Source organism: Pseudoalteromonas carrageenovora IAM 12662 (assembly GCF_900239935.1).
Lineage (GTDB): Bacteria > Pseudomonadota > Gammaproteobacteria > Enterobacterales > Alteromonadaceae > Pseudoalteromonas > Pseudoalteromonas carrageenovora.
Genome location: NZ_LT965928.1, coordinates 3064311 through 3077137 on the forward strand (window position 1 = coordinate 3064311; position 12827 = coordinate 3077137).

Genomic DNA, 12827 nt, shown 5'->3' on the forward strand with positions numbered 1-12827 from the left:
ATTAAAAAACAAAAAATCAATTAAAAAACAATCACATATAATAACAATGATTTCTATTTATACTTTGTAATAATTTTGAAATTTAAGAAAATAGTAGTACCTCAAACAAAAAGCCTTATTACCAATATTAAGCGTGCAACTTAATACTTTATGAATAAACACAATTATTTGCTGATAAAATTGTTATCAAGACAAGCTGGTCATACCAATATAAATTAATGCAAGAGTAGTTATAAAGATAAACTTGAATGACTAAAATTTAAAAATATACACTTATATAATTTAAAAATTCAAAATATTAGATCAAATAAATAATTCAAAAGTAAATTTTATATAAGAGGTTAACTTTTCAAATTAATAGGCTCTATTGAAATTAAAACGCTAAACAGGCGCTTTTTTTGACTGCTAAACCCGACTCTAGATTCAACAAGTTTTTATCATATTAGATCAACACTCCCTGATTTAAGACACAAAAAAAGCGAGTATTTTTACAATACTCGCTTTTTAATTAATAGATCTAAACTTTAGTTAGCTGTATCACTCTTGAAAGTAAGTGCCCCAACCGTCGTACTCAACGTCGCACTCAACAGCAAGTGCTGCTAGTTTATCAACGTCTTCCATAATTACGTCTACGTCTAGCTCAGCTTCTACTACTATGTCGAAGCTCCATATTTTGCTGCCGTCTTCAAGCTCAAGCTCTGCTGGCTCTTCAACATCGTAACCTAGTTTAAAAGCAGCCAATGCAGCTTGCTCTAGCTTAGGGAAGTCTTCACACACAAAATGGTGCTCTACTTCATAAAGTATTTCAGGATCTGATCCATCTTCAAGTAATGAACTTACGATGTCTTCACTTATTTCGCGCCAGTTTTCCATTATTTATCTCTCACTTGAGCATCTAATTCAGTTATTTTAGCAGCCATAATGCTATGCACGCTTTTAGCGTGCTCACGCGCGCTAATATTTTTATCAAGCGATACGGGCGCTAACATTTCAATGTAAATTGTACCATTATCCCATCGATTTAGCTTAATGGTTTTGTGTGTTGTGTTCATACATACCGGAATAACGGGTACTTCTGCGCTCATTGCGGTGTGAAATGCCCCCGTTTTAAATGGTAGTAGCCCTCTTCCGTAACTTCTCGTCCCTTCGGGAAACATCCACACAGATAAGCCATTACTTTTAATTTTTTCGGCTGCTTTAGAAATGGTCCCTGCCGCTTTCGAGCGATTCGATCTATCAATTAAAATATTACCCGACAACCAATAAAGCTGACCAAAAAATGGGATCCACTTTAAGCTTTTTTTACCTAGGCTGACGCAATTTTTTGGCACCATGGCAGGAATCGTAAATAAGTCATAGTTGTTTTGGTGATTTGCTAAGTATACAGCGGGGCCTGCTTTTACCGCCTCTGGATGGCGTGTAAGCACAAGTTTTACACCCAACATTTTTGCCATTGAGCCAAACCAAGTGGCTATAACATGTACATTATTAGCGTGAAATGGTCTTACAATCGAAAGTAATAAACCAAAAACACAGCTTAATAATATAAACAGCAGCATAATAAAAATACGTATAACAGCTAACAAACTATCTCTCCAAAATGTGTGTGCAGTGCGCCAAATGCTGCGCACATTTTAGTATTATAACGCTATTTTGTTACACACACGAGACATAGCGTACACTTGTGCGCTGAAATTACGTGCACAAACAAAAACGGCCTGCAAATGCAGGCCGTTTGGTAGATTAATGTTTGTTACTATTCAATGACTGTCTCACCGGCCTCATCAGCAGGAGTAAACTCAACAACGGCTTCATCAACTCGTTGCAAACCACGCGGAAGTTTATTACCTCTACGGCCTCGCTCGCCATGATAATGCTCTAAATCAGTTGGCTTAAGTGTTAGCTTACGCTTACCAGCATGAAGCGTTACACTGCTCCCTTGTGGCACAACAGCCAGTACTTTTACAAACTCTTCTCGTGCTTGTACCTTTGCTCCAGGTATAGAAATAATCTTATTCCCTTTACCCTTACCAAGTTTTGGTAAATCACGTAGTGGGAATAAAAGCATGCGTCCTTCGTTAGAAATAGCCATACAATAATCACTAGCTACATCGTTAACCCTAATTGGCGAAAGCAATATGCCACCTTTAGGAACACTGACCAGCGCTTTACCGTTTTTGTTTTTACTCACTAAATCTTTAAAGTCGGTTATAAAGCCATAACCCGCATCCGATGCCATGAGTAATACTTGGTTGTCATCAGCCATTACCACGTGCTCAAAATTAGCCCCTGTGGTTAGGTTAAATCGGCCTGTCATCGGTTCGCCTTGGCTTCGGGCTGAAGGCAGACTATGTGCATCCGTTGCAAAGGCACGCCCTGCTGAATCTAAAAATACAGCGGGTTGATTACTCTTACCCCGAGCAGAGGCTCTGTAATTATCACCTGAGCGATAATTGAGCCCTTCTACATCTAGGTCATGACCTTTACCAACGCGTGCCCACCCTTTATCAGAGAGCACAACCGTCACTGACTCTGATGGGATTAAATCTTTTTCGTTAAGCGCTTTAGCTTCTGAGCGCTCAATAACCGGCGATCGGCGATCGTCACCATACATTTCGGCAGCTTCTTGAATCTCTTTTTTAAGAAGCGTTGACATACGACGGTCTGAACCCAGTGTTAGCTCTAGTTTGTCACGTTCTTTAGCTAACTCGTCTTGCTCACCACGAATTTTAAACTCTTCTAGTTTTGCTAAGTGACGAAGTTTTAATTCTAAAATTGCTTCTGCTTGAATATCAGTTAAATCAAAGCGCTCCATAAGCACAGGTTTTGGTTTGTCTTCGGTACGGATGATTTCGATTACTTCATCAATATTTAAAAATGCGGCGAGTAAACCTTCTAAAATATGTAATCGAGCCAATACTTTATCTAAACGATACTGTAAACGCCTGCGAACTGTTTCACGTCTAAACGTAAGCCACTCAGATAAAATGCTGCGTAAGTCTTTTACTTGCGGGCGACCATCTAGGCCTAACATGTTTAAATTTACGCGGTAATTTTTTTCAAGATCGGTAGTAGCAAACAAGTGCGCCATCAATGGCTCAGCTTTAATGCGGTTAGAACGCGGAATAATTACAATACGCGTTGGATTTTCATGATCTGACTCATCACGTAAATCAGCAATCATAGGCAGCTTTTTAGCGTTCATTTGCGCTGCTATTTGCTCAAGTACTTTACCACCCGAACATTGATGCGGAAGTGCTGTAATTACAATGTCGCCATGCTCTTCGGTATAAACCGCACGCATTTTGATAGAGCCTCGACCCGTTTTATATATTTTATGAATATCGGCTTTTGGGGTAATTATTTCAGCATCAGTTGGGTAATCTGGCGCATGTACTAACTCAAGAATTTCCTCAAGTTCAGTTTTTGGCTTATCAAGTAATAAGCAACACGCACTGGCTAATTCACGCACGTTATGTGGCGGAATATCAGTTGCCATACCTACGGCAATACCCGTTACGCCGTTTAGTAAAATATGCGGTAAACGCGATGGCAATACTAAAGGCTCGTTCATGGTGCCATCAAAGTTTGGCGTCCAATCAACGGTGCCTTGCCCAAGCTCTTTTAGTAATACTTCAGAAAACTTAGATAAACGTGCTTCGGTATAACGCATTGCCGCAAACGATTTAGGATCATCTGCCGCACCCCAGTTACCTTGACCGTCAACCAGCGGATAACGATAAGAAAACGGCTGCGCCATGAGTACCATCGCTTCGTAACACGCACTATCGCCGTGTGGATGGTATTTACCTAGTACGTCACCCACGGTACGAGCCGATTTTTTATATTTAGCAGCAGCCGATAATCCCAGCTCGCTCATAGCATAAATAATACGACGCTGAACCGGTTTTAAACCATCACCAACATGTGGCAATGCTCGGTCCATAATTACGTACATGGAGTAGTTTAAATAGGCGTCTTCGGTAAAGCGCCCCATTGTTTGTTGCTCAATTCCTTGCATTAGCAAGGTATCTGTATCACTCATTAAAGCTTACCTAGTTTTTCTTATAGCTTACACGGTAGATCACATTGGCGTAATCATCGCTTACCAACAGACTGCCGTCACCTAATTCTGCAAATGCAACAGGGCGTCCAAATGTGGCTTCGTCTTTCATAAAGCCTGTAATAAACGGCGTATATTTTGTGACTCGACCTTGCTCAATGGTAGCTAACGCTACTTTATAACCTGATTTTTTAGAACGGTTCCACGAACCATGCTCTGCAACAAATAACTGCTGCTTATAATTCGCGGGAAATTGTTTACCGTTATAAAAATGAATGCCTAAAGGTGCAACATGTGCAGCAAGCGCAAGTGCCGGAGAGGTATAATCTGCAATGTTTTTACCTTTACCAAACTCAGGGTCAATAATTGCGCCGGCGTGAACATAAGGAAAACCAAAGTGCTCACCTTCTTTACTTACACGGTTTATTTCATCTGGTGGGATGTCATCGCCCATCATGTCGCGACCATTATCACTAAACCACAAAGCCTGTGTGCTTGGGTGAAAATCAAAACCAACGGTATTTCGCACGCCCTGCGCAATTGTTTTAATTTGCTTGGTTTCTACATTAAGTGAAAAAATACGACCGTAGCGCTCGTCTTCGGCGCAAATATTACACGGCACACCTACAGGAATAAGTAATTCGCCTGTTGGTGTAAAACGTAAAAACTTCCAGCCGTGGTGGCGCTCTGATGGTAATGCGTTGTAGATCACATCAAATTTAGGATCTTTTAATTGAGTGTCTATATTTTTAAAGCGAATAATACGATGCACTTCGCCTACGTATAAATCGCCATCTTTAATAGCCAGCCCTGAGGGCATATTTAAACCCTCAGCAATAACAATTTTTTTATCCGCTACGCCATCACTATTATGATCGATAAGCGCATATACATTACCTGCTTTACGCGAGCCTGCGTAAACAATGCCTTTTTTTGATACCGCAATTTGGCGAGCATTTTCAACATCATCTGCAAATAAGCTTACTTCAAACCCTGGTGCAACGGTGAGTTTATCAAGTATGTTTTTCGCCATTGCAGGGGCGCTTGTTATCCCCAATAACAGCAAACTTCCTAGTAATTTATTCATTTGCTTCTCCTAGTGTTATACAAAGCACTTTATACCTGTGCTTTGTTACCATGATCTTCTAACCATTGACGACGATCTGGCGATCGTTTTTTAGCAAGTAGCATATCCATCATTTCCATGGTTTGCTCTTCTTCATCTAAAGTTAGCTGTACTAAACGGCGCGTATTTGGATCCATCGTCGTTTCACGAAGTTGCAGTGGGTTCATTTCACCCAATCCTTTAAATCGCTGTACATTTACTTTGCCGCGTTTTTTCTCGGCTTCTATGCGTGCCAAAATACCGGTTTTTTCATCTTCATCGAGGGCGTAATATACTTCTTTGCCAATATCGATTCTAAATAGCGGCGGCATAGCAACATACACATGCCCTGTTTTAACCAGCTGTGGAAAATGGCGAACAAATAAAGCGCATAGCAATGTCGCAATGTGTAATCCATCCGAGTCAGCATCGGCTAGTATACAAATTTTGTTGTAGCGAAGCCCTGATAAGTCGCTTGAATCTGGGTCTATGCCTAGTGCTACTGAAATATCGTGCACTTCTTGAGACGCAAGAATTTGCCCAGACTCAACTTCCCACGTATTTAAAATTTTACCACGCAGCGGCATAATGGCCTGAAACTCACGATCGCGAGCTTGCTTTGCAGAACCACCTGCAGAGTCACCCTCTACTAAAAACAGCTCTGTTCTGTCGTTATCTGCAGCGCTACAATCGGTTAATTTCCCAGGTAAAGCGGGGCCTGCAGTAACACGCTTACGAACAACTTTTTTAGCCGCACGTAATCTGCGCTGTGCATTAGAAATACATAATTCAGATAATAGCTCTGCGGTGTCAGTATGCTCGTTTAACCACAAGCTAAACGAATCTTTTACTACACCCGACACAAACGCTGCACATGAGCGCGATGAAAGCTTTTCTTTAGTTTGGCCTGCAAATTGTGGGTCTTGCATTTTTACCGATAAAACATAACTACAGCGCTCCCAAATATCATCTGGGGTAAGTTTTACGCCTCGCGGTAATAAGTTTCTAAATTCACAAAACTCACGCATGGCTTCCAGCAAGCCTTGGCGTAAACCATTTACATGTGTACCACCTTGCGCGGTAGGAATTAAGTTTACGTAACTCTCGGCAATCGACTCGCCACCTTCAGGAAGCCAAACAACAGCCCAATCCGCGCCTTCAATAGAACTTGAAAACTCACCGACAAATGGGTCTTGTGGTAATATTTCGTAGCCTTTAACAGCTTCTATTAAGTAATCTTTTAAACCGGTTTCGTAGTACCACTCTTGGCTTTCTTTGGTTTGTTTGTTTGTAAACTTAATACGCAGGCCTGGGCACAAAACCGCTTTGGCTTTTAATAAGTGATTAAGCTTTGAAATAGAAAAGTTTGCTGAGTCAAAATAGCTGGCATCGGGCCAAAAACGAACGGTAGTACCTGTATTGCGTTTACCAACAGTACCAATTACGTTGAGGTTTTCTACTTTGTCGCCATTTTCAAACGCCATTTTATATTGCTGAGCGTCACGCCTTACAATGACTTCAACACGGGTAGAAAGCGCATTTACAACAGAAATACCTACCCCGTGTAAACCACCTGAAAATTGATAGTTTTTATTTGAAAACTTACCACCAGCGTGCAGTTTAGTAAAAATAAGCTCAACCCCAGGAATACCTTCTTCTGGGTGAATATCAATAGGCATACCACGGCCATCATCACTTACTTCAAGTGAGTTATCTTCATGTAAAATCACGTCAATTTTAGTGGCATGGCCAGCCATGGCTTCATCGACACTGTTATCGATGACCTCTTGGCCTAAATGATTTGGGCGTACGGTGTCGGTGTACATCCCTGGGCGTCTTTTTACCGGGTCTAATCCATTGAGGACTTCAATGGCTTCGGCGTTATAGTTTTGCTCGCTCATAGTTTTTATCTTTATATCCGCTAAGGCTTTAATTTGTTTTACTAGTTTTATTTTTATATGCGCTAAGTTAACTAGTTTTACGTGATTTTTAGAAAATCTACAATACTTGCAAAGGTGCGTTCAAACTCAACGTAGCTATGATCGCCACCAAATTCTATCCATTGCTTGCATTGCGAATAATATTTTACTGCGTGTTGATAGTTCAACACTTCATCGCCTGTTTGCTGTAACAAATACAGTAGTTCAGGGTGCGTTAGCTTATCTACAGTCAGTAGTTTTAGCGCCTCTATATGGCTGTTATTTAGCTCATAATGATAATCTTGATACGGATTATAGTTAGGCCCAAGTAACGACTGCAATAAATTATAGGGTGCGACCGCGGGATTAATAACCACTGCAGGAATTTGATAACGCTGCGATAAATACGTGGCAAAAAAACCACCTAACGAGCTACCTAATAAAACGGTATTAGGCGTTAGTAATTGCTCAAGCTCAATGATGGCTTGTAAGGGCTCGTGGTTTAAGCACGGTACACAATAATCAACGTCATAGTTTGCCATAAGCTCGCCAAACCTCACAGCTTTATATGATTTTTGTGAGCTATTAAAACCATGAATATAGATTACTCGCTTAGCCATACCACGTCCGTTTTAACATTTAACTCACCTTTAACGCTGCTAATGTTTAACATTCTGTATGCGGGCCCTGTATTTTTTTGCTGCCAATTTACTGTGTTTTTTACAAACTGCACAGAGCTTGCTGGCGTTGCATATACCGCTAATTCTCTAAAACTTTGCGTATACTCGTTGTGTACATGGCCATGAAAAAGAGCAGCGACGTTATTACTATTAACTAAAATATTTAATAGCTGGGGGCCATTTTCTAACATGTGTTTATCAAGGTAGCCATTAATAGGTAACGGATTATGATGGCAAAACATGACATTGCTTTTACTAGAGCTCACTAAACATTGTGTTATTTCATCTAAATGATTACTTGTAATCCAACCAGCAGGCGTTGGACCTTTAGAGTTTATAAGTAATAAATCAAACCCATTGGCTGTAATGCGTTTAGCTGCATTTATTTGAGCGCCACTAATACGATTTAGCATTCCCAACTCGTCATGATTACCCGGTACCCAAAATACTGGGCAAGTAAGCACGCTTTGATTTATAAGATTGCTAAATAATAAGTACGATTCAAAGCTATGATCTTGTGTTAAATCGCCCCCAAAAATAACACAGTCGGGCTTTTGCTTTGCTATGTGCGTTAGTGACTTTTCAAAGTGTTTGGCTGTATTTACATTAAAATACTCACCACTTTTATCTGCAAATAGGTGACTGTCGGTAATATGAGCTATGTTTAAAGATGATTTATCAAAACTATATGCCTCATCAAACCAAGCCATTATTTACATCCCAGTTTAAAGTTGCTTGCCCGCGTTCAACACAGGCTACTAACCAGTCATATAAAAACGCATTAAGCTGATATTTTTCATCTTTTTGATGCATTTTAGGGTTAGGGTAACCGTAAGAAGGTTTTATACGCTGATGGTAATCGTGATGAATAATTTCAGCCACTTTAGCATCCTGATACAACCTTAGCGTTAAATAAAGTGGAGCAATGCCTTTAACCATCCCTGTTAGCTGCTTGATTGAAATATCCATAGTGTACTTTGCGCTATCGTCTACTTTAATAGCAAACTCGCTGTTACCTAATTTAATTTCGCGGGTGCTTCCAATATCCCGCTCGCTTGGTAACAACTTTAATAGTCGCAGGTAGTTATGCTCGCAAAGTGTTAAATACTTTGGGAGGCTTTGAATATATCGCTTTGTTGCTAATAGTGCTGTCAAAGTACCGCCATTATGTTGTTAACCCTATATCAGGTTAAATTAAAGTTATGCCCACTTTTTGGCCATTTTATCGCGATTAAGCGCAAGCCACTGCATACATATAACTGTTGCAGCATTGTCCATCTCACCATTATTGAGGCGCGTAAGCGCATCATCAACACTTAAAACGTGAGTTTTGATATCTTCGCCTTCGCTTTCAAGGCCATAGACACCTGTTTGCACTTGGCTTAAATCGGCACGTGCTAAATACAAATGTAAGCGCTCTGTAGTACCACCTGGGCTAGATAAGTACGACAACATAAACTCAAGTTCGTTTAACTCAAGCCCCGCTTCTTCAAATGCTTCTTTTTTTACTACCGACTCGTAATCCGTGCTGCCATCGGTCATGCCAGCTATACATTCTAGCAGCCACGGTGAGTGTTTGCTCTTAATTGCACCTATACGTATTTGCTCAATTAAAAGCACAGTATCTGATACCGGATCGTACGGAAGTACTGCAATGGCATCGCCACGTTCTAATATTTCGCGGCTAATAACGTTAGATGTTCCACCTGCAAATAGCGCATGCTCAAATTGGTATAAATCGACCTGAAAAAAACCCTTATAAAGGCTTTTAACTGGCTTAACACTAACGTCTTTATGAGTGAATTTTACCAAGTTTTTACTCGTCATGCTTTTACTTCCTGCTTATCTAAACGGTTAAAATGCGTTAATATATTCTGTTACACTTGAACATACTGTTTTACTAATTTTTTTTTTAGTTATGAAGTAAAACAGGTTAACATGCTTTTAGTACAAAAATTGTCTAAGGACTGAACCTAACATGAAAAAGAACATCCTTGCGGCGCTGGTTAGTTTATCATGCGCATTAGGCGCTACAGCAGCCAACGCGGAAGATTTACTACAAGTTTTTGAGATTGCTACAGCAAACGATCCTACCGTTTTAAAAGCAAAAGCCCAAGCCGATGCGCAATCTTATCAAAGCGACTTGGCAATGAGTGCACTGCTACCTCAAATTGGTTTAACTGCGAGCTATACAAAAAGTGACTCAACGTCTTTTCAAAGTATTGGCGACTTATCTAATCAAGTTAAAGTTGAGTCTGAAACAGATGATTTCAGCCGAGGCGTTAGCTTAAGCCAAACTCTGTTTGATTTAGGTGCATGGAACACGTTAGACATTGCAGATAAACAAGCACTTCAAGCAAATGGTCAGTACGATGCAGCTAAGCAAAACTTAATTGTACGCGTTGCTGAAGGCTATTTTAACGTATTAAGCGCAATTGATAACCTTGAATTTGTTCAAGCAGAAAAACGCGCCATTGAACGTCAGCTTGAACAGACCAAGCAACGTTACGCGGTAGGTTTAACAGCAATTACCGATGTACACGAAGCGCAAGCACAGTTTGATAACTCAGTAGCGCAAGAGATCATTGCAAGTAATGCTGTAGAGACCGCACGTGAAGAGCTTCGTGAAATCACTGGTAAATACCATGCTAAGTTAGATTTTTTAAACACTGAAACGTTTTCAACGACTAAGCCAGCTAAACAATCTAGTGATTTTGTAAAAATAGCTGAAGAAAATAATATTAACTTACAAGTGGCTAAAGTCACAGTTGATATAGCAAAAGATCAAATTGTACTTGCTAAAGCGGGTCATTATCCAAAGTTAACACTTAGTGCAAGCTACGGTGATTCACTCACTGATACTGAAGTAAATGGGGCTAACTTTGACGAGCAACCTCGATCAGATTCAAGCTCTGTAGCACTTAACTTTAGCGTGCCTTTATATTCAGGTGGCGCAACGGTTGCAGCAACTAAACAAGCCCGTGCTTTTTATGTAGGTGCAAGCCAAGATTACGAAACAAACTACCGTGCAGTTACACGTACTGTCATTACTTCTTACAACCAAGTTGTTTCAGATATTGCAACATACAAAGCACTTGAACAAGCTGTTGTATCGGCACAAAGTGCACTTAAAGCAACTGAAGCTGGTTTTGAAGTAGGTACTCGTACTATTGTTGACGTACTTGTTAGCACACAAAACTTATACGATGCTAAACGTAACCTAGCTGATGTGCGTTACCGCTACGTACTTTCTACTCTGCGTTTAAAACAAGCAGCAGGTACGCTTACAAGTGAAGATTTAGTCGCCATAAACCAAGGTTTAAAATCGGTTTAATTTAGTACTTAATCTTACTTAATTCGTTACAAAGCCAGCACCTGCTGGCTTTTTGTATTTTATTACGCTTAGCGTTAAACTAGCGTTTTTATTTTTAGAGATTTTTTTGTGGTCACCTCATCTCCTTTTAAAATATCATTTTTAGGCCCTCGCTATTGGCTAACATGGATAGGCGTTTTATTTTTATACGTGATCTCTTGGTTACCACAAAAACTTCAACTCGGATTAGGTAAATTACTAGGGCGCTTAGTCCATAAATTTATGAAGCGTCGCCGCCATATAGCGGAGGTAAACATTAAGCTTTGCTTTCCTGATATGAGTGAAGCCGAACAAAAAAAATTAGTGTTAAAAAATATGGAAAACACCGGTATCGCCATGGTAGAAACAGGCATGGCATGGTGGTGGCCGCAGTGGCGTGTAAAAAATGTCTATGGCTCAATTAAAGGGCTTGAACATTTTGAGCGCGTACAAGCTTCTGGCAAAGGTGTTTTATTGCTTGTTCCTCACTTTTTACACCTTGAAATGACCAGTCGCGTGATGGGGTTAAAGTGCCAAGGGCTTGGCTTTTATCGCCCGCATAACAACCCTCTAATGGAATATTTTACAACTAATGGCCGTCTTCGCTCTAACGAATACCTGATTGGCCGAAAAGACGTTAAAGGCTTGTTGAAATCTTTAAAAAACAAAAAAGTATGTTATTACTTACCAGATCAAGACTACGGCCGTAACCGCTGCGAGTTTGTGCCTTTTTACGCCGTACCCGACACAGCAACCACTACCGGGACGCTGATGTTTGCTGGTAGCAAAAATTGCGAAACAATGAGCTTAATAAGCCACAGAGATGATAATGGAAAATACCATTTAGAGATTATTCCTGAGCTTGAAAACTTCCCAAGCGGTGATGATAAAGCTGATGTAACACGCGTTAACCAGCGCGTAGAGCAAGCTATTAATACTGCACCAGCTCAGTACATGTGGCTTCATCGACGTTTTAAAACAAGGCCTGATAAAAATACCCCTTCATTTTATAAAAAGTAGTGGTATAACAATATAGGTAACCTGAACTTTGAAAAGTAAGCCTCTACATTAGAGCGTGATAAAGTCATAAATAAAGTGAGTAGTTATAATGTGGTTTTGGATCAAACATTTATCATTTGCTGTGGTACTAGCTGCACTTGCGGGGTATTTTTTACTCGGCGATGGCCCGGTACTTGATATAAAACAATCTAAAAATGCTGCTGCCGAAGGGTTATCTCGCTTTTATTCATCTATTCGCAATCAAGTAAAAAGTAATAAAGAGCGTGATCAGTTTGTTTTACAGCTTAAAACCCCTCAACAAAGCCTTGATAGAGTACTTGCTGAGCGTGCACGTATTGTTGATCCTATGCCGGCTAGTTGGTCTGGAAAGGTTGAACCAAGGCGTTTTGAAAATGGCTCAACACTTAAAGATGTACTTAAAGAATATGCAAAAACTGAAGGGGTTGAACTGTATTGGTACTTAAGTAAAGATTACGTGGTAAAGGATCACTTTAGGGTAGATAGTAACTTCACATCGGCGCTGTACCAAGTAGGCAGAGCAATTAATGATGATTTTGAATACGAGGTTTATACTTACTTTTGCTACAAGCAAAGAGCTGCGGTTATTACCGAGCTCCCTTCTGAATTTGTCCGAAGTAACTGCTTAAAACTAAAAGTTTAACTGCCTGTATTATAAAACTTTAGCAAT

General features: G+C 40.1%; 12 protein-coding genes. 3 read left to right on the forward strand and 9 right to left on the reverse strand.

The features are described from left to right. Positions 1-537: 537 nt before the first annotated feature. The 9 genes from rraB to ALFOR1_RS13980 all read right to left on the reverse strand — a co-directional run bounded on the left by rraB (position 538) and on the right by ALFOR1_RS13980 (position 9594). Positions 538-873, reverse strand: a complete 336-nt coding sequence (gene rraB / locus ALFOR1_RS13940; RefSeq protein ID WP_006793171.1) for a ribonuclease E inhibitor RraB — start codon at positions 871-873, stop codon at positions 538-540. Further along, complete coding sequence (locus ALFOR1_RS13945; protein WP_104643676.1) at positions 873-1586, reverse strand: 1-acylglycerol-3-phosphate O-acyltransferase; 714 nt, start codon at positions 1584-1586, stop codon at positions 873-875. Before ALFOR1_RS13945 ends, rraB begins: the two co-directional genes overlap by 1 nt. A 170-nt stretch (positions 1587-1756) precedes the next feature. Next, entirely contained in the window at positions 1757-4045 is a 2289-nt protein-coding gene (gene parC, locus ALFOR1_RS13950) for a DNA topoisomerase IV subunit A (protein WP_058549482.1), read from the reverse strand. Positions 4046-4055: 10 nt separating this feature from the next. Further along, a complete protein-coding gene (locus ALFOR1_RS13955; RefSeq protein WP_104643306.1) occupies positions 4056-5150 on the reverse strand; it encodes a PQQ-dependent sugar dehydrogenase in 1095 nt (364 codons plus the stop codon). Positions 5151-5179: 29 nt separating this feature from the next. Continuing rightward, the gene (gene parE, locus ALFOR1_RS13960) at positions 5180-7069 is read right to left on the reverse strand and encodes a DNA topoisomerase IV subunit B (protein ID WP_058549480.1); all 1890 of its coding nucleotides are present in this window, start codon (positions 7067-7069) and stop codon (positions 5180-5182) included. A gap of 77 nt (positions 7070-7146) precedes the next feature. Further along, on the reverse strand, positions 7147-7707 hold the full coding sequence (locus tag ALFOR1_RS13965) for a YqiA/YcfP family alpha/beta fold hydrolase (protein ID WP_104643307.1): 561 nt from the start codon (positions 7705-7707) through the stop codon (positions 7147-7149). Next, positions 7692-8477, reverse strand: coding sequence for a metallophosphoesterase (locus ALFOR1_RS13970; RefSeq protein WP_104643308.1), 786 nt, complete (start codon positions 8475-8477; stop codon positions 7692-7694). The genes ALFOR1_RS13965 and ALFOR1_RS13970 overlap by 16 nt, the downstream gene beginning before the upstream one ends. Next, positions 8464-8922 carry a DUF1249 domain-containing protein gene (locus tag ALFOR1_RS13975; RefSeq protein WP_104643309.1) on the reverse strand — a complete coding sequence of 153 codons (459 nt, stop codon included), beginning with the start codon at positions 8920-8922 and terminating at the stop codon, positions 8464-8466. The genes ALFOR1_RS13970 and ALFOR1_RS13975 overlap by 14 nt, the downstream gene beginning before the upstream one ends. A 45-nt stretch (positions 8923-8967) precedes the next feature. Beyond that, a complete protein-coding gene (locus ALFOR1_RS13980; protein WP_058549476.1) occupies positions 8968-9594 on the reverse strand; it encodes an NUDIX domain-containing protein in 627 nt (208 codons plus the stop codon). Positions 9595-9745: 151 nt separating this feature from the next. On the opposite strand from ALFOR1_RS13980, the gene tolC reads away from it, so the two are divergent. The 3 genes from tolC (at position 9746) to ALFOR1_RS13995 (ending at position 12800) form a co-directional block, all read left to right on the forward strand. Next, on the forward strand, positions 9746-11101 hold the full coding sequence (gene tolC, locus ALFOR1_RS13985; protein WP_104643310.1) for an outer membrane channel protein TolC: 1356 nt from the start codon (positions 9746-9748) through the stop codon (positions 11099-11101). 108 nt (positions 11102-11209) lie between these two features. Then, a complete protein-coding gene (gene lpxL, locus ALFOR1_RS13990; protein ID WP_058549474.1) occupies positions 11210-12139 on the forward strand; it encodes an LpxL/LpxP family Kdo(2)-lipid IV(A) lauroyl/palmitoleoyl acyltransferase in 930 nt (309 codons plus the stop codon). 88 nt (positions 12140-12227) lie between these two features. Continuing rightward, on the forward strand, positions 12228-12800 hold the full coding sequence (locus ALFOR1_RS13995) for a toxin co-regulated pilus biosynthesis Q family protein (RefSeq protein WP_104643311.1): 573 nt from the start codon (positions 12228-12230) through the stop codon (positions 12798-12800). The last annotated feature ends 27 nt before the right edge of the window (positions 12801-12827 follow it).